Origin of the sequence: Sphingobium sp. 22B (assembly GCF_001580035.1) — a bacterium.
Classification (GTDB): Bacteria; Pseudomonadota; Alphaproteobacteria; order Sphingomonadales; family Sphingomonadaceae; genus Sphingobium; species Sphingobium fuliginis.
This window is the reverse complement of record NZ_LTAB01000017.1, coordinates 29,883-50,007: the sequence shown is the minus strand read 5'-3', so window position 1 is coordinate 50,007 and position 20,125 is coordinate 29,883. Positions and strand designations below refer to the sequence as shown.

The following is a 20,125-nucleotide window of genomic DNA, read 5'->3' as shown; positions in this document are numbered from 1 at the left end:
AGAGGCAGGCATGGACCTTGGACTGGCAGGCAGGCGCGCGCTGGTGACGGGCAGCAGTTCCGGCATCGGCGCGGGCATAGCCCGACTATTGGCGGCGGAAGGCTGCGCCGTGATTGTGCATGGCCGCGATGCGGAAAAGGCGCGTGCCGTGGCGGATTCGATTGGCCCCGGCGCCTGCGTGGCGATTGGCGATCTTTCCACCGATGCTGGGGCGGACGCGGTGGCGAAGGCAGCCGGGGAGGTCGACATATTGGTGAACAATGCCGGCGGCGCCGTGGGCACCTCTGCCATGCATTGGACGGAGGTGGACGAAGAGGGTTGGGAGGGTACCTATCAGCTCAACGCCATTGCCGCCGCGCGGTTGATCCGGCGGCTTCTGCCCGCGATGCAGGCGAAAGGATGGGGCCGCATCATCAACATCGCCAGTGCCGCGGCCACGCAGCCCATTGCCTTCGGCCCGGATTATGGCGCGGCCAAGGCGGCCATGCTGAACATGACCGTCAGCCTGGCGAAGGCACTGGGACCCTGCGGCGTCACCGCGAACAGTGTCAGCCCCGGCATGATCCTCACTCCGGCGGTCGAGGCCTGGCTCGGCAATCTCAAGCGGAACATGGGCTGGGGCGACATTTCCCTGGAGGAAGCAGAAGCCCGCGCCGCTCGCGAGTTGACGCCGATTCCCGTCGGCCGCATCGGCCGGGTCGAGGAGATCGCCCATGTCGTCTGCATGATCGCGAGCCCGCATGCCGGATACATGACCGGCGCCAATGTCCGCGTGGACGGCGGTCAGGTCCAGAGCGTCAACTGAGTGTCCCTGACGCCTGTTTTCATCGAATAGCCGATCTTTCTTGCCCATGCTGGCGCCGGTCGGGCGAAGGGATAGGATCGCCCCGGCTGCCGCTCGCCGTGGATGACCGCCTGTTCGCGCGTGACGAACGCATGGGCCGAAAGAGAATGGAAGAAGAGGATGGACATGACCGATTTGCGTTTCGACGGCCGCGTGGCGATCATCACCGGCGCGGGCAACGGTTTGGGCAAGGATTACGCGCTGGAGCTTGCCCGGCGCGGCGCGAAGGTCGTCGTGAACGATCTGGGAGGCAGCGGATCGGGGCAGGGGCAATCGCATAATGCGGCGGACCTGGTGGTCCAGGAAATTCGCGGCAAGGGCGGGGAAGCGGTCGCCAATTACGACAGCGTGTCGACGCGACAGGGAGGTGCGGCCATTGTCCAGACCGCGCTCGATGCCTTCGGCAAGGTCGACATCTGCATCAACAATGCAGGCTTCCTGCGCAATGGCCGGTTCGAAGATCTGACCGATGAGCAGATCGACGCGATCATCGACGTGCATCTGAAAGGGGCCATCTATGTCGCCCAGCCCGCCTATCGCGCAATGCGCCGGAACGGCTACGGCCGGTTCCTTTTCACCGGTTCGGCATCCGCCATGTTCGGCCACGCCTGGCAGGCCAATTACGCAGCGGCAAAGGGCGGCCTCATGGGCCTCAGCCATATCGTCGCCATAGAGGGATCGGCCTATGGCATCACGTCGAACCTGCTGCTGCCCACCGCGCAATCCCGGCTGGCAGCGGAAATGGACGCTGGTTTCATGGAAATCCCCGCCTTTGCGGAGGCGGTGCAAGGCGCCGATTACGCCGCGAGCGAGGGTCGCATCGAAGTGGCGTTCAATACGCCGCTGGCAGTATATCTGGTCAGCGAACAATGCACTTCCACCCACGGCATCTATTCGCAGAATAGCGGCCGTTACGCGAAGGTGCGCATCTGCGCCGCCGATGGCTGGGTTGCGCCGATGGGGCCTATGCCGCCCAGCGTGGAGGATATTGCCGCTCACTGGGGCAGCGTCACGGACGACGCCATCGTTCATGAACCTCTGACCGTCTATGATGAATTCACCGCCGTTGCCAAAGCGGCGCGCCGCCAAGGCCTGATCTGACCGGAACATGCCTCGCGGTCGCTGGCGGACCGGGCATCGGGCTAAAGCATCGGGCGGAAAAGCCTGTTCTGAGCCTGTCGAAGGGCGAGAACCGGTTTTCCGCCCGAAAGGATGCTGAAGCGGAATTTGGAGCGCGCGACCCGCGTCCGATTCAGCGCAGCGCGCTCCAGACCTGGCGGTGCTACAGCCCGCCGATGAATTCGCGGTCGAACCGCTGGTGCAGGTCGCCCAGCAGCCGGGACAAGGTCTGCCGGTCGGTGGGGCTGAGTTGGCGGAAGAAGCGGACCAGCTTCGACTGCGCGGCAATGTCGACAATGGCTCGCTCGATGAGCGCGCGTCCCGGCGGCGTCAGCGCCAGGTCGAAAACCCTCCGGTCCTCCGGGTTGCGCTGGCGCTTCAGCAAGCCCGCCTTTTCCAGGCGCGCGATCCTGGTCGAGATCACGGCATTGGATATATGGAGGGTGGAGGCGAGATCGGTCGCCCGGTGCGGCATGTCCTGATCGATCGCCAGCGTGCCGAGAAGGTCGAGATCAGCGAAACTATATCCCAGCTTGCCCGCGATGCCGTCCAGATCGGTCGTGACCAGATGCCCGACCGTGAACAGATGCCAGAGCGGCCCGAAATGCTCGCTCTCCATCTCGGGCATGCGCTGTGCATAGAAGGAACGGCCGGCGTTGAGTTGGTCCAGAGGCTTGCGAGGCATGTTCGCGCTGCCCTCCACCGGCATGGAGCTATCGACGGCGGCTCAGGGCCAGCACAGGTCCAGACTGAGCACACCGTTGACCATGCCCGTCGCCAGTACCGGCTTCGTTCCCGGCTTGATGCGGAAATCCGGAATGCGGCTCAGCCATTCCTGGAGGAAAATGCGAATTTCCCGCCGCGCCAGCACTGCGCCCGGACAGGCATGGGCTCCGTTTCCGAACGCCGCGTGCACCGGCTTTTCACGGCTGAAATCCACCACCAGCGGATCTGCGTTCACCCGGTCGTCCGTACCGACCCAGAGATTGGCGGGCAATATGCGGTCGCCCGCCTGGAAATATACGCCCTTATATTCGAGGTTCTCGGTGATCACGCGGGACGTATTGGCCAGACCGTGGCGACGAATCATCTCCTCAATCGCATGCTTGATGAAATCCTCATCATCCAGCCGATCGACCAACTGACGGCGATGACCTGGATTCAGCGCCAGGAAACGGGCGATGAAACCAATCATGCCGGCCACGGTGTCGAGCCCGCCGAACAACACCAGCGTTGCGTAACTGACGGCCTCCATTTCGGAAATCCGACCTTCACCGACATTGACGTTGACCAGCTTGCTCAGCAAATCCTCTCCGGGATTGTCGCGACGGGCGCGAATTTCATCCATCAGATAACCGCCCATTTCCTGCTGCGCCTGCAACCGTATTTCGGCGGTGTGGCCGCGCACCGAACGTTCCGCGATCGGCAACAGGCGATGCTTGTCGGAGATCGGCAGATCGACCAGTTCCAGGAAGACGTGGATGGGGAGGATCTTGGCGAAATCCTCGATGAATTCGCATTCGCCCCGCGGCAGCACGCGCTCTATCGCCTCCACCGCGACATCGCGCACCTTGCTCTCCAGTTCGGAGACCACGGCAGGCATCAGCGACTGCATCAGCGGGCGCCGGTATCGCGCATGTTCGGGCGGGTCCATCTCCAGCGGGATCTGGCGCGGCGTGCCTTCCGGCATCGGGGGCAGGACGATGTGCTTGTGCGAGAAATGATGATAGTCGCGCTGCATCGCGATGATGTCGTCGCTGCGGGTTGCAACCCAGTGCCCGCCATTATGGGGGGTCCAGAATATATCGGGATTGGCCTGCTGGATCGCGGCATAGGCCGCCTGCACATCCTCTGCCGACCCCGGAATATCGTAGATGTTGAAATCGCGCACCAGCGCGGCCGGTACATGGTCGGGACGCGGTGCCAGCTCGCCTTCAGCCACGCTTGTCATGTCAGCGCTCATTCTCTGTTTTCCCTCTCCGAAACTGTCTTGACCCAGGGGGCAGGCGAGGCAAGGGCCGCGCCTGCGCATGGGTCAGGATTTCACAGATGCGATGGATCGCGGCTCCCGCCGGTCGCCGCCTCTCAATCCTCCGGCGCAATCGCGACGCGCAGGCCGTCCAGCTCCGCCGTGAGAGGAATCTGGCAGGACAATCGCGAATATTCGTCGCGATGTTCGGAACTGTCCAGCAGGTCGCTTTCATCCTCGCTGACCGTCGACAACAGCCCGAAGAAGGCCGGGTCGACCTTCACATGGCAGGTCGCGCAGGAACAGCATCCTCCGCAAAGCGCCAGCATCTCGTCGATCCCGGCATCGCGGATCGCTTCCATCAAGGACAGTCCAGTTTCGGCGGCAATTTCCCTTTCCGCGCCATCGCGGGTGGTGACGATCACATTTGGCATATTGGGTCCCCTGAATGAAGATCAGTCGCCGAAGCGGACATGGAGATGCCTGGGCACGCGCATCATCGAACCGCGTATCTCGGGCCGCGGCTTGTCGGGGTCGAAGCGCAGATTGGGCAGATGATCCAGCACCGCATGCAGCGCGCGGGTCATCTCCACCCGCGCCAGATGCTGGCCGACGCAGATATGCGGTCCGCGCGAGAAGGAGAAGTGCGCCTTGCGCTCGCGGAAGATGTCGAACTTGTCGGGATCGGGGAAGATCGCCGGGTCGCGATTGGCGGCGCCTGCCACCACGTCGAGCAGCGATCCGGCCGGAATTCCGACGCCGGCAAGCACCACATCCTGTTTCGCCATGCGAAGCTGCACGGCGACGGGGCCGTCCCAGCGCAGCGCCTCCTCGATCGCGACGGGAATGAGCTTTCGGTCCTCCCGGATGGCGTCGAGCTGGTCGGGATTTTCCAGCAGCGCGGTCAGCAGCACGCTGGTCCCGCGATAAGTGGTGTCGCCCGCCGCGTTCATCAATTGCCGCAGGAAGGAGATCAGCACCAGCGGCGGCAGATAATCGCCGTCCACTTCGGTATTGGCGAGCAGGCTGACCAGATCGTCGCCCGGATTGCGCCGCCGTTCGTCCACCAGGGTGGTGAAATATTCGCCCAGCTTGCGCGATGCCTCCTGCGCCTTGTCGATGTGCATATAGTCGGTCTGGCCAATGGCCAGCCGCTGGAAGGTGCGTACGTCCGATTCCGGGAGATCGAGCTGCTGATAGATCACCTCGAAAGGATAAAGCAGGGTGAATTGTTCGATGAGGTCGGCGCGGCCGGTGCCCATGAACCTGCCCATCAATTTATGAACCACCGGATCGACGATGGTTTCACCCCATGTTTTCACATATTGGGGCAGGAATATTTTCTGGAAGATCTTCCGCCAGCGGCCATGTTCGGGATTGTCCATGACGCTGATGCTGCCCTGGCCGAAGGTTTCCCCGATGTTGAACCTGTAGCCATGGTTGGAAAAGCGGTCGGTGTCGGTCAGGACCGTCAATATCTCGTCCGAACCGACGATCGTGAACATTTTGCGATCCGGGTAAGTGGCGGATTGCAGGCCCATTTTGGGGCGGTAATCGCCTTCCAGCACCGGGGTCTGCGCCCGCCATTTCGCGATCTTCGAATAGGGATCGAGCGTGTCCCCGAAATTGATGTCGTCCGCGCTGAACGGATCGTAGCTCGGATCGTCATATTCCTGAATTCTGACGGCGGGTTCCATGGCCGGAATCTCTCCTATGAAGCATATGCTACATAAGTCCGGCCAGTCGGGCTGTCAATCGATGGGCGGCCCCACCAGCGACTGGGCGATCAGTTGCTCCAGCACGTCCAACACGGCCTCACGGCCCGGCGGATCGGGGAAGAGCGCGTCGCGCAGGATCACGCTGGCGGCGATCATGCCGAAGCCCAGACGCACGCCGATGCCAAGGTCGAAGGGCGGATCGATCCCCGCCAGCGCATAGCGTTGACGGACCTGATCGACCGATTGCTGGAAAAAGGGCGCAAGGCCGCGCAGGCCCGGCGCCGCATCCTCGCCGCCGCTTGGCGGTCCGGCCAGCAGGGCGCGGAACATCGCCTCATTGCCTTCGAACAATTCATAGACCTGCCGGGTGAAGCGGCGCGTTTCCGCCTGCCTGGGGAATGGCGCGGTGGGATCGGGATGGAGTTCGACGAAGTCGGCCATCAGCGCGTCGAACGGCGCGATCACCACTTCATTGAACAGTCCCGCCTTGTCGCCATAATAGCGGAACAGCAGGGTTTCGCTGACGTCGGCCAGACGCGCGATCTCCCGCGTGGTGGTGCCGCCATAGCCGCGCTCCGCGAACAATTGCCGCGCTGCGTCGCAGATGCGCTGGACCACATCCTCCCGCGTGCGCCGCCGCCGCCGCATGCGCCCGCCATCTTCGGCGGAGGCGGTTTCGTCTGTCAGGATTTTAGCGATTGCGCCCCTCCAAGATAATGTCGGCCGCGTTCCATGCCGACGCCATGATCGGCCCGTTGGTATTGGCCGAAACCATCATAGGCATGATCGATCCATCCATGACGCGCAAGCCGTCGACACCCTTCACGCGCAGTTTTTCGTCGAGCACCGCATCGTCGAAATCGCCCATGCGGCAGGTGCCGCAGGCGTGATAGCCCGCCTGGCCGATCTGGCGGAAGGCCGAGAGGATTTCATCGTCGGTCCGGAGCGATCGGGTCGGCTCGCGCTCCCCCGCGATCATCGGCGCGATGGCGGGACGGGACATCCAGTCGCGCAGATAGCGGTGCATCGCGACCGTGACCGCGCAATCATAGGGATCGGTCAGATAGCCCGCGCGGATCTTCGCCGGTGCCATGGGGTCGGCCGCCGTGATCCGCACGGACCCTTCGCTGCGCGAGCGCAAGGGATAGCCGAACAGGGTGATGCTGTGCGCCGCATCCGCGACCATATTGCCCTTGGCGTCCGGCGCTGCGACGGCGGGGGAAAGCAATATCTCTATGTCGGGCGTCTCCGATTCCGGCAGCACGGTCGCGAAGGCGCCGACATTGCCGTAGCCCGCCGCCATCGGCCCGGTGCGGGTGAGATAATAGCGCAGCACGTTGCCGACCAGTTTCAGGCCGGCCAGTTCCTTGTTGTGGCTGTGCGGAACAGCAAGGTCATAGACCATGGAGAGCAGGCGGTGTTCCAGCATATGTTCACCCACGCCCGGACTGTCGGCCACGACGGGAATGCCCAGGTCGCGCAACAGTTCGGCCGCCCCGATGCCGGAGCGCTGGAGGATTTGCGGCGACATCAGCGCGCCCGCGCTGACGATGATGTCGCGGCCGCTGGCGAAGTCCTGGGCGACGCCGTTCACATGGGCGCGGACGCCGGTTGCGCGCTGGCCGGTGAACAAGACCTTGTCGACGATCGCGCCGGTGACGATGCGCAGATTGGATCGGCCCCGCGCCCGTTTCAGAAAGGTCTGGGCCGCGCTCTGTCGCTTGCCCTTCCAGATGGTGCGCGGCGTATAGCCCACGCCGGCCCGGCCCAACCGGTTGAGATCGTCGACGCGGGGCACGCCCATCTGTTCGCCCGCCGCGATGAAGGCTTCGGTCAGCGGGTCGCGCATCGGCTCCACCGAGATGCGCAGCGGCCCGTCGCCGCCGCGCAGCGCGTCGCCGCCCAGCTCATGCCCCTCCATGGCGCGGAAGGCCGCGCCGATCCGGTTCCATCCCCAGCCTTTCGCGCCCAGCGCTTCCCACCCGTCATAATCTTCGGGCTGGCCGCGGAAATACATCATGCCGTTGACGGAAGAGGAGCCGCCCAGCATCTTGCCGCGTATCCAGGTTTCGGCGGGAATGCCCTCATGCTCCTCGGTCTGGAAATACCAGACATGGCGGGGGTCGGTGTAGAGCTTTGCAGCGCCGCGCGGCATGTGGATGAAGGGGTTGCGGTCCTCCGGCCCCGCCTCCAGCAGCAGCACGCTGTTCGCCGGATTTTCCGACAGGCGGTCGGCCAGCACGCATCCGGCGGAGCCGCCGCCGACGATGATATAATCATAGGTCATCAGAGCGCCGCCCGGATGGCGTCGCCAATGATGGTGCGGCTGTCTTCCGCAATATCGACCGTATCGAACATGCGGTTGTGGCAGATGCCGACCGCCAGTTTCAGATCAGGGTCGGCCCAGCCGATATTGCCGCCCATGCCCGGATGGCACAGCGCCCGCATGTTGCGCGGGGCGGATACGGGCGGATTTTCCGCGCCGCCCAGCCAGAAGCCGGACCAGGCGATCGGCACCACCATGCCGAAGAAGACGGGATCGGCGTCCTCGAAATGCGGGCGCGGCGCGGCGAAGCTGGCGACGCGTTCCTCCGACAGCAGGCGGACGCCGTTGAACTGCCCGCCATTGGCCAGCATCGCCCAGAAGCGGGCGTTGCTCCGCGCGTTGAAGATGCCGCCGACCGCCGGAATGCAGGCGCGGCGCACATAGGGGCGTTCGAACGGATCGGGCATCAGGTCGACGATCAGGGGCTGCGCCTCCCGCATCATATTATTGTCCGGGGCGACATAGACGGCGGCGGCGTCCAGCCTGGCGATGCGGGGTTCGACGGCATCGGCTATGCCCATCCACAGATCGGCGGCGCCCAGCGGGTCCGCTATCTCCTCCTTGATGAACTGGCCGAAGGGGCGGCGTTTCGGATCGGTCCGGCGCACCACTTCGCCCACCATCCAGCCGAAGGTCATCGACTGGTAGGAGGAACGGCTGCCGGCGGGATAGACCCCCTCCATCTCGGCGATGCGGCGGCACATCCAGTCCCAGTTGGTCATCAGTTCGGGCGTCACATCGGGCGGCATGCGCAGCACGCCAGACACATGGGAAAGGACGTGGCGGAGGGTGACGTCGCCCTTTCCGGCCTGGGCGAATTCAGGCCAGTAGGCGGCGACGGGCGCATCATATTCGACCAGGCCCCGTTCGGCCTGGATATGCAGGGCGGTGGCGGTCACCGCCTTCGACACGGAATAGACGTTGAACAGCGTGTCGCCGTCGACCGGCCTGCCCGTGGCGGCATCGGCAAGGCCCGCCCAGCAGTCGACAATCTGTTCCTCACCCAGCCAGGCGCTGACCTGAATGCCGATTTCCCTGCCCTCCGCGACAAGCCGGTCCAGCACGTCCTGAACCGCGTCGTTGACCTTCGTCATCCTTCCAATCGCCTTTCCTGCTTGCCATGGCGTCGGCGCCAGTTATCAAGTATGCACTTGATAGCACGGAATAGGACGAGGGGAAGAGCGATGGGCGAGGCGTTCGACAATATCATAATGACGCAGGATGACGGGATCGTCGAATTGCGCATCCACCATCGCGGCGGCCCGGCCAAATGGGCGCTCTGGGGCGGGTTGCACAGGGAATTGGGCATCGCCTTCGCGCAGGTCGCCGCCGATCCCGACGCGCGCGTGCTGCTGATTACCGGCACGGGCGACAGCTTCTGCGCGGAGTTCGACATGGACTGCGACATGCCGCAAATGGGCGCGGCGACGTGGGACGTGATCTTCCGTGAGGGCAGGGCGCTGCTCAACAATCTGCTGGCGATCGAGATACCGGTGCTGGCTGCGGTCAACGGACCCGCCTTCATCCACGCGGAGATCGCGCTGCTGGCCGATGTCGTGCTGGCGGCCGAAGGGGCCGTCTTTGCGGACAGGCCGCACGCGCTGGCCGGCGTGGTGCCGGGCGATGGCGTGCACAGCATCTGGCCGATGCTGCTGGGGCCGAACCGCGGCCGTTATTTCCTGATGACGGGGCAGGAGATCGGCGCGGCCGAAGCCCTGTCGCTGGGCCTGGTGGGGGAGGTGCTGTCGCCCGAAGCCCTGATGCCCCGCGCGTGGGAACTGGCCCGCACGATTGCCGCGCGACCCGCCATTGCCAACCGCTATACCCGCATGCTGCTTACGCGTGAGATCAAGGGGCGGCTGGCCGCGGAACTGGATCAGGGACTGGCCCTGGAGGGCATGGCGATCCTTGCGGGGATGCAGGGACAGGCGCGATGATCGCCGCACCGTGTCCATCGCCATTCAGTCCACGAAAAGAGGTGATCAGTCCCAGGCGACAGGCAGTTCGCGTTGTCCCCAATAGATCCAGCTATCGATCCGCTCGGGACTTCCCGTCAGACGCAGATCGGGCAGGCGTTCGACCAGCTTCCGCAAGCCGACCTGCGCCTCCAGGCGGGCGATGGGCGCGCCCAGGCAGAAATGAACGCCATAGCCGAAGGACAAATGCCGCTTCACCTGGTTGAGCGGCCGATCCATGATGAAGCTGTCGGGATCGGGGAAGATGTCCGGATCGCGATTGGCCCCCATCATCGAGAACATGAGCTTGCTGCGTTCGGGCAGCTCTGCGCCATGCATCTGTACCGGGCACAGGCTGGTGCGGAAATGGGAATTGATCGGCGGGTCGAAGCGCAGGCTTTCCTCGATCACATTTTCCACCAGATGCGGCTCGGCCTTCAACCGCTCCCACCGTTCGGGGGCTTCCAGCAGCCGCCAGACCACATTGGTGAGCAGGCTGGTGGTCGTTTCCTGCCCTCCGGTCAACAGCGCGGTGCAGATCTGGAACAATTCCATGTCGTTGAAGCGCCGATCCTCCACGCGGCTGACGAGACCGAGCGAGATATAGTCGAACGGCAGCACCGTTCCCCAATGTTCATGGGTCGGTTCATCGATGCCCGCGTCGCGCAACAATTGCCTGCGCGCTTCGATCAGGCCCATGAAATGTGGCTGGATTTCCGCGATGAGCGTCTGTTCGGCGTTCGGATTCCTGTCGTTGAACAGCAGCGACTGCAATTCATCCGCCCAGCGCTTGTAATCGGCATGGAGCGCCTGGTCAGCCCCCAGCATGAAGCACATGGTCCGGGCAGGCAGCGGGAGGCAGAAGAGATCGTGGAAATTGCCCTGCTTGTCCGCCCGACTTTCCAGTCCGGAGACCAGATCTTCCGCAATCGCCTCCACCTCCGGCAGATAATAGCGCATGCGGGCCGGCGTCATCCCCCTGCGCAGGGCGGCGATATATTCGAGGTGGAAGGGGGGATCGGTCAATATCCCGAAATCGCTGAACGCTTCCCAATCCATGGGTGCATCGCCCCATTTGAACGACCATGTGGGATTGTCGGACAGGATCTTGTCGCGAATTTCCTTGTAATCGCTGGTGATGTAGAACTGATATTCCTCTCCCTTATAGTGATAAAAGGGACATTGGGCGGCAAGCGCCGAATAGGCGGGGCCAGGATTGCGGATCGTTTCCGGGTCCAAAGGATCGAAGACATGATCGACCGCAGTCTTGAGCCGCCGTTCCTTGGGCTCCTGTGTCTTCGCCCTGGTGATTTCTGTCATCCCATCCTCCGTCATGATGCCGGACGGAAGCATAAGGGGTGCTGTTCCGGGATTGAACGAAAAGTCCTTTAGGGGCCTAACTATCGGTGGAGTCCTCCGGGCGGCCATTGGTGGGACAGCGCTTAGTCCTTGTGTCGAGGATAGCGGCCCATCATCAGGTAAACGCAGCCCGCCGCCATGAAGCTGGGCAGGACGAACAGGCTGGAAGCGGCCGCAATTTGATTTAACATAAGATATATTATCGTACTTTCGTGGTGTAAGCGCCATTTAGAAATGTCACCCTCTGCAAATTAGAGATGTCACTGGTGGCATGGTGCTCCCTGGATGCAGGGAGTGCGCGGATGACGGTGGTATCCATGAGCCATGGCGAGCTTACACGCTTCGATACGCTGCTACGGGTTGAACGTCGCGAGTTGCGAGCCGAGGATGCAGCGACGCTACTCGGCTTGTCCCGGCGGCAGGTTTATCGGTTGCTGATACGCATGCGTGCAGACGGTGCGCCAGGCCTGGTTTCGCGTCGTCGCGGGCGCCGTAGCAACCGTTGGCTTGGCGATGGCTTTCGCGACCATGCGATTGCGTTGGTCCGAGAGCATTATCATGATTTTGGGCCGACGCTGGCGGCTGAGTATCTGGCGGAGCGCCATGATGTGCACATTTCCCGCGAGACGCTGCGCAAGCTGATGATCGAGGCTGGTCTGTGGAAGGATCGTGCAGCGCGTCGTCCGCGCCCGTATCAGCCGCGTTACCGCCGGGATTGCCGCGGCGAACTGGTCCAGATCGACGGTTCGAAGCATTGGTGGTTCGAGGATCGCGGCCCGCAATGCACCCTGCTCGTCTATATCGACGATGCAACCAGTGAGTTGATGCATCTCCAGATGGTCGAGAGCGAGAGCACCTTTTCCTACATGGAAGCGACCCGGGCCTATATTGAGCGGCACGGCAAGCCGGTGGCTTTCTACTCCGATCAGCACAGCGTCTTCCGCAATTCCCGCGCCAGCGCGGCGCGCGGCGACGGCATGACGCATTTCGGCCGCGCGCTTGATGCGCTGAACATCGAGATCATCTGCGCCAACTCACCGCAGGCCAAGGGCCGGGTCGAACGGGCCAACGGCACGTTGCAAGATCGGCTGGTCAAGGCAATGCGCCTGGAGGGCATATCGTCGATCGAAGGCGCGAATGCCTTCCTGCCAGGCTATATGGTTCGGCATAATGCGCGGTTTGCCCGCCCCGCTTTTGACAGTCGGGATCTCCACCGCCCGCTCGCCCCGCATGACGATCTGCGCGCGATCATGGTGTGGCGGGAACAGCGCAGCGTTACCTCGGCGCTGACATTGCATTACAACAAGGCGATGTTCATCTTGGAACCGACCGAGATCGCCCGGAAACTGGTGCGCAAGCGGGTGATGGTGTGTGAATATCCCGATGGCCGGCTGGAGATCCAGCATGAGGGGCATATCCTCCCCTACCGGCATTTCGACAAGATGCGGCAGGTGAGGCAGCCGACGATCGTGGAGAACCGCCATCTCGATGCGGCGCTGCTGCTGGCGAAGGAGATCCAAGCGATCGCACCGCATCACCGGCAACGGAACAACAATGCTCCCGCCCGGCATGACCAGCCCACGCATCTGTTCCCCGAACCGGAGGTGCCGGTGAAGATCGATGGACGCAGGTTGGGCGGAGCCAAGCTCAAACGTCGTCCCCGTCTCAGCCAGGCGGAGTCGCTGCGCTATCCCGAGGGCTCCACGCAGCCCCTGCTGCCCTCAAAGGGTGTCATTTCTAAATGGCAGAGATTGTGACTTCTCTAACCGGCAGGAACACGTGGATTTTGGCGTTGCTTCCTTCCTTCTTCCTCCTCCATCGGCCGTGCAGGTATCGCTTATCTGAAATGTGGCGCGGTGCGGGACGAGACGGCTTGGCACAGGGGCGGCCATAAGTCAGGCTTCCGTGCTGACAGGATGCAATGGCCGCGATGCAGGCTTTGCGATCGAACTGCTCAATCAGATCACAGGCCCGAAGGCCAAGTTGAGAGGAAGCATTCATGCCCGACTATGATCTCATCATCCGGGGGGGTAGCATATATGACGGCAGCGGCGGAGAGCCGTTCGTTGCGGATGTCGCCGTCAGGGACGGGTTGATCGCGGCGGTGGGCGATGTCCGGGGCGTCGCGCGGGAAGAGATCGACGCCGCCGGCCGCATCGTCACGCCGGGTTTCGTCGACGTGCATACCCATTATGACGGGCAGATCACCTGGGAGAACAGGTTGGCCCCCTCCTCCGATCACGGTGTGACGACGGTGGTCATGGGCAATTGCGGCGTCGGCTTCGCTCCCTCGCGTCCCGAGCATCGCAGGTTGATGATCAAGCTGATGGAAGGCGTAGAGGACATTCCCGAAGTCGTCATGGCCGAAGGCGTGCCGTTCAACTGGGAAACCTTCCCCGAATATCTGGATGCGCTGGAGAAGCGCGAAAGCGACATCGATTTCGCCGCGCAATTGCCGCACAGTCCTCTGCGCGTCTATGTGATGGGCGAACGCGGCGCCAATCTGGAACCGCCGACGCCAGAGGATCTGGCGGAAATGCGCCGCCTTACTGCGGAGGCGATCCAGGCCGGCGCCATTGGCGTCACCACGTCGCGCAGCTATGCGCACCAGTTCCGCGACGGTCGCCCCGCCCCTTCGGTCAAGAGCGAGGACCAGGAAGTGCTGGCGCTGGCCGAGGGCCTGCGCGACGCCGGCAAGGGCGTGTTCCAGATGGTGCCCAGCTATGACGTGACGGCGGCCGAGCGCATGGACCTGCTGGACGACATTGCGCGGACGTCGGGCCGCCCGGTTTCCTTCACCTTCATGCAGACGCCCAAGGGCGAAGGCGACTGGCAGGAAATGGTCGCCCGGCTGGAAGCCTCCAAGCAGCAAGGCCTGGAAGTGCGCGGCCAGATCATCCCGCGTCCGACCGGCGCGCTGCTGGGCCTTGAACTGTCCATGCATCCCTTCTCCTTCAACCCCAGCTTCCGCGCTATCGAGCATCTGCCGCTGGAGGAGAAGGTGGAACGGATGCGCGAGCCGGCCTTCCGCAAGAAGCTGATCGCGGAGGAGCCGGACGATCCGCAGGCCTTCTTCGTCTATGTCATCTCCGATCTCGACGCCATGTTCGTGCTCGGCAATCCGCCGAACTACAATCCCCGCAGCGACGAGAGCATCGGCGCCCGCGCCCGCGCCATGGGCGTCGATCCCAAGGAATTGATCTACGACGCGCTGCTCCAGCGCGACGGGCGGGAAGTGCTTTATCGTCCTCTCGGCAATTCGGAAGGCGAGAAGTTCGAAAGCTCCGGCCGCAACCTGGTGAAGAACGACAGGACCTTCCCGGCGCTGGGGGATGGCGGCGCGCATTACAGCATGATCTGCGACGCCGCCTATACCACCTACTTCCTGACCTATTGGGTGCGCGACGCCAAGGGCGACAGGAAGGTCGACCTGCCCTACGCCGTGCGCAAGCTGACCTATGAGCCGGCCCATGCCGTCGGCCTGCACGACCGCGGCCTGATCAGGCCGGGGTACAAGGCGGACCTCAACATCATCGACATGGAAAGGCTGCACCTCTACGCCCCGCATGTCGTCTACAATCTGCCAACGGGCGGCCGCCGCCTGCAACAGCGCGCGGACGGTTATGACGCGACGATCGTGAGCGGCGTGGTCACCTATCGCAACGGCCGCTCCACGGGCGCCCTGCCCGGCCGCCTCGTGCGCGGGGGCAAGGAAGCGCCGGAAACCGCGCCCGAAAAGAGCCTGCAACCGGCCTGAGGGATCAGGGCGGGCGAAGCTGACCGCCGCTTCGTTCGCCCATGCACCGACAGCGCAAAGGGATTGCCATGACCGAACTTACGTCCGACCTCATCGCCTTCCTTCAGGAGATGAAGGACCGCACCGCCATTCACGACTGCCTGCTGCGCTATACGCGCGGCGTCGACCGGCACGACCGCGAACTGATGCTGTCGGCCTATTGGCCCGACGCTTTCGACGATCACGGCGTTGCGGAAGGCTATGCCGCCGATTTCGTCGACTGGGCGATCGGATGGCATGGCGAATTCCAGACCAGGCATCATCACGCGATCAGCAACCACACGGTCGAGATCGACGGCGACACGGCGCATGGGGAAACCTATTATACTTTCTGGGGCGAGAATAAGGGCGCACCGCCCCAGCTCAGCTTCGGCCGCTATGTGGACCGGTTCGAAAGGCGCAACGGCGAGTGGCGCATTGCCGACAGGGTCTGCGTCAATGAAATGACGGCGACGCTGACGGCGGCCGAAATTCCCGACGAATGGAAGGCGCGCATCTTCAGCACAGGCCCCAACCGGCGCGACAAGAGCGACATCTCCTATGTCCGGCCGCTGGTGCGCAAGGCCGCGGCGGGCTGATTTGCCCGCTCCACTTGCCGAATATATGGATATGACAGGTTCAACATCTGACCAGAGGATATTGCATGACCGCACGAACTGTCGTCGTCACCGGCGCTTTCGGGATATTGGGCGGCGCCGTCGCTTCTGCCTTCGCGGCAGCAGGAGACAGGGTGGCGCGGGTCGATTACGCCCCTGCCCCGGCGGAGACTCCGGCGGGCTGCCTCGACATGGGCGGCGTCGATCTGACCGACTTCTCCGCAACGCAGAAGCTGGTGGCGGACATCGTGGAAGCGCTGGGATCGATCGACGTGCTGGTCAATGTCGCGGGCGGCTTCATATGGGAGACGCTGGCGGATGGAGGCAGCGCGACATGGAACCGCATGTTCGCGATGAACGCCACCACCTGCGTCAACATGACCAAGGCGGCTCTGCCGGAACTGGAGAAGGCGGCGCAAGCCCGCATCGTCAACATCGGCGCGGGGGGCGCCGTCGTCGCCGCCGCGGGCATGGGCGGCTATGCCGCATCGAAAATGGCCGTGCATAAATTGACCGAGAGCCTGGCGGCCGAACTGGCGGGCAAGGACATCACGGTGAACGCGATCCTGCCCAGCATTATCGACACGCCGACCAATCGCGCCGACATGCCGGATGCCGACTTCAGCCAATGGGTGCAACCGGCCGCGATTGCCGAGGTCATCCAGTTCCTTGCCTCGCCGGCGGCACGCGCCGTCAGTGGAGCGCTGATTCCGGTGACGAAGGGCGGTTGAACGTCCCCGCCCTGCCGCAAAGGAAGCGGCAAGCGGGCGCGATCGCCCGCCTGGCCGTCAAATGATTTCGAACAGCGCGGCGGCGCCCATGCCGCCGCCGATGCACATGGTGACGACGGCGTTCTTCGCGCCCAGCCGCTTGCCGGCCAGCAGGGCATGGCCGGTCATGCGCGATCCGGTCATGCCGAACGGGTGTCCGATCGAAATGGCGCCGCCGTCGACATTGACCCTGGCCCGGTCGATGCCCAGCCGGTCGATGCAGTAGAGCGCCTGGCTGGCATAAGCCTCGTTCAGTTCCCAAATGTCGATGTCGGATACCGAAAGCCCGGCCCGGTCGAGCAGCTTCGGCACGGCGAAGACCGGCCCGATGCCCATTTCATCCGGCTCGCATCCAGCCACCTGCATGCCCTTGTAGAGACCCAGGATCGGCAGACCGCGGCGTGCCGCTTCGTCCGCGTCCATGATGACGCAGGCGCTGGAGCCGTCCGACAACTGGCTGCAATTGCCCGCCGTCACCGAACCGCCTTCGAACAAGGGCTTCAGCTTGGCGAGCCCCTCCATGTCCGTGCCGGGCCGGTTGCATTCGTCCTGCGTCAGCGTGACCTTTTCCTGACCCGTGACGGCCAGCGCCTTGTCCACGACATTCTTCGTCGTGGCGACCGGCACGATCTCCTCGTCGAACCAGCCTTTGTCCTGGGCGTTCGCGGTGCGAGACTGGCTCGTCACGGCGAATGCATCCTGCGCTTCGCGGCTGATGCCGTAGCGGCGGGCCACGATGTCGCCGGTCAGGTTCATCGCCATGTAGATTTCGGGCTTATGGTCCAGCAGCCATTCGTCCTTGCTGCGAAATAGGTTGCGATGCGGGTCGACCAGGCTGACGGTTTCCACGCCGCCGGCCACATAGACGCCCCCCTCCCCGCTGCGGATGCGCTGCGCGGCGATGGCGATGGTCTGGAGGCCGGAGGAGCATTTTCGATCCAGCGTCATGCCGCACACGCTGATCGGCAGGCCCGCGCGCAACGCAGCCTGGCGCGCGACGTTGGAACCCACAGCGCCTTCGCACCGCGCCGATCCCAGCAGGACGTCATCGATCTCCGCCGGATCGATTCCGGCACGTTCCACGGCGGCGCGGATGGAGTGCGCCGCCAGCGTCGCACCATGGATATTGTTGAGAGCGCCCCGGTGCGCCTTTCCGATCGGCGTGCGCGCGGTGGCGACGATGGCCGCATCCTTCATGCTTCGAAATCTCCCGTCAGAAGCTGGGGCGCAGATAGGGGCTGATGGCGTGGCTTTCCATAAAGGCGCTTGCCTCATCACGTCTTTGATGAAGCCGCGCGCCATTCTTGACCCGGACCATGCCGGTCCACAAAGCAGGTTTGACAAGAAACAGGGAGCGCTCCCCATGACCATCATCGTCGAAAAGCAGGGTCCGGTCGCGATCGTGACGCTTGACCGCCCGCAGACCAAGAATGCGATCACCCAGGAGATGCGCGGCCAGCTATATGGCGCGTTCGAGGACATTGCGATGGATCAGGACGTGCGCGCGGTCATCCTGACCGGAGCAGGTGGCGACTTCTGTTCGGGCATGGACGTATCGGGCATGCGCAAGGGCGGCGTCACCGGATCGATGGACCGGATGTACACGCTCAACCGCATCGCGAAGGCCATATATTCGCTCAAGAAGCCGACCATTGCAGCCGTGCCGGGCATATGCGTGGGTGTGGGCTTTTCCTACGCGCTGGCCTGCGACATCGTGCTGGCGGGCGAACAGGCCCGCTTTGCCGCGATATTCCGCAACATCGCATTGGCGCCCGATGGCGGCCTTGTCTGGCACCTGCGCCAGTCGCTGGGCGTGCAGAAGGCCAAGGAACTGGTCTATTCGGGCCGCATCATCCGTGCCAACGAAGCGGTGGCCATGGGCATCGCTTATGAGAAGGTCGCCCAGGATGCATTGATGGACCGGGCGATGGAACTGGCGGAAAGCTTCGCGTCCGGCCCCAGCATCGCCATGGGCATGGCAAAGCGCCAGTTCGATCTGAGCTGGAACAACGGGTTCGAGCAATATCTGGAGCTGGAGGCCGCGATCCAGCCGCTGATGAGCCGCACCGAAGACCATGAGGAAGGGCTGGCCGCCTTCCGTGAAAAGCGCAAGCCGCTGTTCCGGGGCGAGTGACGCGGATGCTCCAGCCCGAAGCGGAATGGCGCGCGCATCTGGCCGAGGGTCGTTTCATGATCCAGCGCAGCCGGTCGACCGGCGGCCATGTTTTCTACCCCCGCGTCATGGAGCCGGGCACGGGCGCGGAGGATCTGGAATGGGTGAGCGCATCCGGGGCTGGAACGGTGCATGCCGTCACCATCGTGCGCAAGAAGGACCCGGCCGACAGCTACAGCGTCGTTCTGGTCGACCTGGCCGAAGGACCGCGCCTCATGAGCCGCGTCGATGGCGTGCCGGTCGATGACATCCATATCGGCATGGCCGTCAGGGCCAGCATCATCCAGGAGGGGGACAAGCCTTTGCTCGTCTTCGTGCCTGCATGAGCATGGGCAATGGATTCCCGCGCGGGCGCGCCGCGATCGTGGGCGCGTCGACCTATGGCATCGGCCAATGCCCCGGCCTGTCCGCCGTGGACATGGCGGCGAAGGCCGCGCTGCTGGCGCTGGCCGATGCGGGCATTGCCCTGTCGGAAGTGGATGCGCTCTACACCTCCGCGCCCTATGAGGCGCTGGGCGGCATGGAACTGGCCGAATATCTGGGCCTGACGCCGAAGGTCACCGACTGCAACCGCACCGGAGGTTCGGTTTTCGAGGTCTATGTGCAGCAGGCGGCGCTCGCGCTGGAGGCGGGGCTGATCGACTGCGCGCTGATCGCCTATGGCTCCAACCCGGCGAGCAACCCGCCGCCCGGCGTCGGCATGACGCGCCAGAGCCCGTGGGAAGCGCCGTACAAGCCGCTCGCTCCCCTCTCCTCCTATGCGCTGGCGGCGAGCCGGCACATGCATCTCTACGGCACTACCCGCGAGCAACTGGCCGAAGTGGCCGTGGCGGCGCGGCAATGGGCGCAACTGAATCCGGAAGCGGCCGTGCGCGATCCGCTGAGCATCGAGGATGTGCTGAAGGCGCGGATGGTGTCCGATCCGCTGACCGTGCGCGATTGCTGCCTGTTCAACGACGGCGCGGCCGCCGTGGTGATGGTGCGCGCCGACCGGGCGAAGGATTGCGCCAGGGCGCCGGTCCATGTGCTGGGCGCGGCCCATGCCGTCACCCATCGCGAAATCAGCTCCATGCCCGACCTCACCGTGACGGGGGCGGCGATTTCCGGTCCGCAGGCCTTCGCGCAGGCCGGGGTCAAGCCCGCCGACATGGACGTGGCGATGCTCTATGATGCGTTCACCATCACGCCCATCCTGTTCCTGGAGGATCTGGGTTTCTGCCCCAAGGGGGAAGGCGGACGCTTCGTCTCGGGCGGCCATGTCGCGCCGGGCGGCGGGTTGGCGCTCAACACCAATGGCGGCGGCCTGTCCTGCGTGCATCCGGGCATGTATGGCCTGTTCCTGCTGGTGGAAGCCACGCGTCAGCTTCGCGGCGAATGCGGCGAACGGCAGGTCAAGAATGCCCGCCTTGCCGTCGCGCATGGCAATGGCGGCGTGTTGTCGAGCGAAGCGACGGTCGTGCTGGGAACCGCCGAAACCGTATAGCAGGGCGGAATGGGCGC

The 20,125-nt window shown here is 64.0% G+C and carries 20 protein-coding genes; 10 read left to right on the top strand and 10 right to left on the bottom strand.

Annotation, left to right across the window (positions count from 1 at the left end):
• The first annotated feature begins 10 nt into the window (after positions 1-10).
• On the top strand, positions 11-805 hold the full coding sequence (locus A0J57_RS15335; RefSeq protein ID WP_061934482.1) for an SDR family NAD(P)-dependent oxidoreductase: 795 nt from the start codon (positions 11-13) through the stop codon (positions 803-805).
• Here A0J57_RS15335 and A0J57_RS15330 read toward each other — a convergent pair.
• On the bottom strand, positions 784-972 hold the full coding sequence (locus tag A0J57_RS15330) for a hypothetical protein (RefSeq protein ID WP_061934480.1): 189 nt from the start codon (positions 970-972) through the stop codon (positions 784-786). The genes A0J57_RS15335 and A0J57_RS15330 overlap by 22 nt on opposite strands.
• Here A0J57_RS15330 and A0J57_RS15325 point away from each other — a divergent pair.
• On the top strand, positions 971-1,945 hold the full coding sequence (locus A0J57_RS15325; protein ID WP_025552002.1) for an SDR family NAD(P)-dependent oxidoreductase: 975 nt from the start codon (positions 971-973) through the stop codon (positions 1,943-1,945). The genes A0J57_RS15330 and A0J57_RS15325 overlap by 2 nt on opposite strands.
• A gap of 181 nt (positions 1,946-2,126) precedes the next feature.
• On the opposite strand, the gene A0J57_RS15320 is transcribed toward A0J57_RS15325, so the two are convergent.
• The 7 genes from A0J57_RS15320 to A0J57_RS15290 form a co-directional block, all read right to left on the bottom strand.
• Positions 2,127-2,648 carry a MarR family winged helix-turn-helix transcriptional regulator gene (locus tag A0J57_RS15320; protein WP_061934563.1) on the bottom strand — a complete coding sequence of 174 codons (522 nt, stop codon included), beginning with the start codon at positions 2,646-2,648 and terminating at the stop codon, positions 2,127-2,129.
• A gap of 42 nt (positions 2,649-2,690) precedes the next feature.
• Entirely contained in the window at positions 2,691-3,914 is a 1,224-nt protein-coding gene (locus A0J57_RS15315) for a cytochrome P450 (protein WP_061934478.1), read from the bottom strand.
• 134 nt (positions 3,915-4,048) lie between these two features.
• Complete coding sequence (locus A0J57_RS15310; RefSeq protein WP_061934476.1) at positions 4,049-4,366, bottom strand: 2Fe-2S iron-sulfur cluster-binding protein; 318 nt, start codon at positions 4,364-4,366, stop codon at positions 4,049-4,051.
• Between the two features lie 21 nt (positions 4,367-4,387).
• Complete coding sequence (locus A0J57_RS15305; protein ID WP_061934475.1) at positions 4,388-5,629, bottom strand: cytochrome P450; 1,242 nt, start codon at positions 5,627-5,629, stop codon at positions 4,388-4,390.
• Between the two features lie 54 nt (positions 5,630-5,683).
• Complete coding sequence (locus tag A0J57_RS15300; protein WP_025551994.1) at positions 5,684-6,298, bottom strand: TetR/AcrR family transcriptional regulator; 615 nt, start codon at positions 6,296-6,298, stop codon at positions 5,684-5,686.
• Positions 6,299-6,341: 43 nt separating this feature from the next.
• Complete coding sequence (locus tag A0J57_RS15295; protein WP_061934473.1) at positions 6,342-7,937, bottom strand: GMC family oxidoreductase; 1,596 nt, start codon at positions 7,935-7,937, stop codon at positions 6,342-6,344.
• Positions 7,937-9,070 (bottom strand): serine hydrolase, encoded by a 1,134-nt coding sequence (locus A0J57_RS15290; protein WP_061934471.1) that lies wholly within the window; start codon positions 9,068-9,070, stop codon positions 7,937-7,939. Before A0J57_RS15290 ends, A0J57_RS15295 begins: the two co-directional genes overlap by 1 nt.
• A gap of 90 nt (positions 9,071-9,160) precedes the next feature.
• On the opposite strand from A0J57_RS15290, the gene A0J57_RS15285 reads away from it, so the two are divergent.
• Entirely contained in the window at positions 9,161-9,913 is a 753-nt protein-coding gene (locus tag A0J57_RS15285) for an enoyl-CoA hydratase/isomerase family protein (protein ID WP_061934469.1), read from the top strand.
• Positions 9,914-9,958: 45 nt separating this feature from the next.
• Here A0J57_RS15285 and A0J57_RS15280 read toward each other — a convergent pair whose 3' ends face one another.
• On the bottom strand, positions 9,959-11,251 hold the full coding sequence (locus A0J57_RS15280; protein ID WP_061934561.1) for a cytochrome P450: 1,293 nt from the start codon (positions 11,249-11,251) through the stop codon (positions 9,959-9,961).
• Positions 11,252-11,592: 341 nt separating this feature from the next.
• Between A0J57_RS15280 and A0J57_RS15275 the strand changes: the two genes are divergently transcribed.
• The 4 genes from A0J57_RS15275 (at position 11,593) to A0J57_RS15260 (ending at position 16,413) form a co-directional block, all read left to right on the top strand.
• Positions 11,593-13,047: an ISNCY family transposase gene (locus A0J57_RS15275; protein WP_235600881.1), complete on the top strand. Its 1,455-nt coding sequence runs from the start codon at positions 11,593-11,595 to the stop codon at positions 13,045-13,047.
• A 242-nt stretch (positions 13,048-13,289) separates the two neighbouring features.
• The gene (locus tag A0J57_RS15270) at positions 13,290-15,047 is read left to right on the top strand and encodes an amidohydrolase family protein (protein ID WP_061934465.1); all 1,758 of its coding nucleotides are present in this window, start codon (positions 13,290-13,292) and stop codon (positions 15,045-15,047) included.
• Positions 15,048-15,115: 68 nt separating this feature from the next.
• Positions 15,116-15,664, top strand: coding sequence for a nuclear transport factor 2 family protein (locus A0J57_RS15265; protein WP_173664368.1), 549 nt, complete (start codon positions 15,116-15,118; stop codon positions 15,662-15,664).
• A 65-nt stretch (positions 15,665-15,729) separates the two neighbouring features.
• A complete protein-coding gene (locus tag A0J57_RS15260; RefSeq protein ID WP_061934463.1) occupies positions 15,730-16,413 on the top strand; it encodes an SDR family NAD(P)-dependent oxidoreductase in 684 nt (227 codons plus the stop codon).
• Between the two features lie 57 nt (positions 16,414-16,470).
• Here A0J57_RS15260 and A0J57_RS15255 read toward each other — a convergent pair whose 3' ends face one another.
• Positions 16,471-17,649: an acetyl-CoA C-acyltransferase gene (locus A0J57_RS15255; protein ID WP_061934461.1), complete on the bottom strand. Its 1,179-nt coding sequence runs from the start codon at positions 17,647-17,649 to the stop codon at positions 16,471-16,473.
• A gap of 166 nt (positions 17,650-17,815) precedes the next feature.
• Between A0J57_RS15255 and A0J57_RS15250 the strand changes: the two genes are divergently transcribed.
• The 3 genes from A0J57_RS15250 to A0J57_RS15240 are packed head-to-tail and all read left to right on the top strand — an operon-like array spanning position 17,816 to position 20,108.
• A complete protein-coding gene (locus A0J57_RS15250) occupies positions 17,816-18,586 on the top strand; it encodes an enoyl-CoA hydratase/isomerase family protein (RefSeq protein ID WP_061934459.1) in 771 nt (256 codons plus the stop codon).
• Between the two features lie 5 nt (positions 18,587-18,591).
• Positions 18,592-18,951, top strand: a complete 360-nt coding sequence (locus A0J57_RS15245; RefSeq protein ID WP_025550280.1) for a Zn-ribbon domain-containing OB-fold protein — start codon at positions 18,592-18,594, stop codon at positions 18,949-18,951.
• A gap of 2 nt (positions 18,952-18,953) precedes the next feature.
• Positions 18,954-20,108, top strand: coding sequence for a thiolase (locus A0J57_RS15240; protein ID WP_235600880.1), 1,155 nt, complete (start codon positions 18,954-18,956; stop codon positions 20,106-20,108).
• The last annotated feature ends 17 nt before the right edge of the window (positions 20,109-20,125 follow it).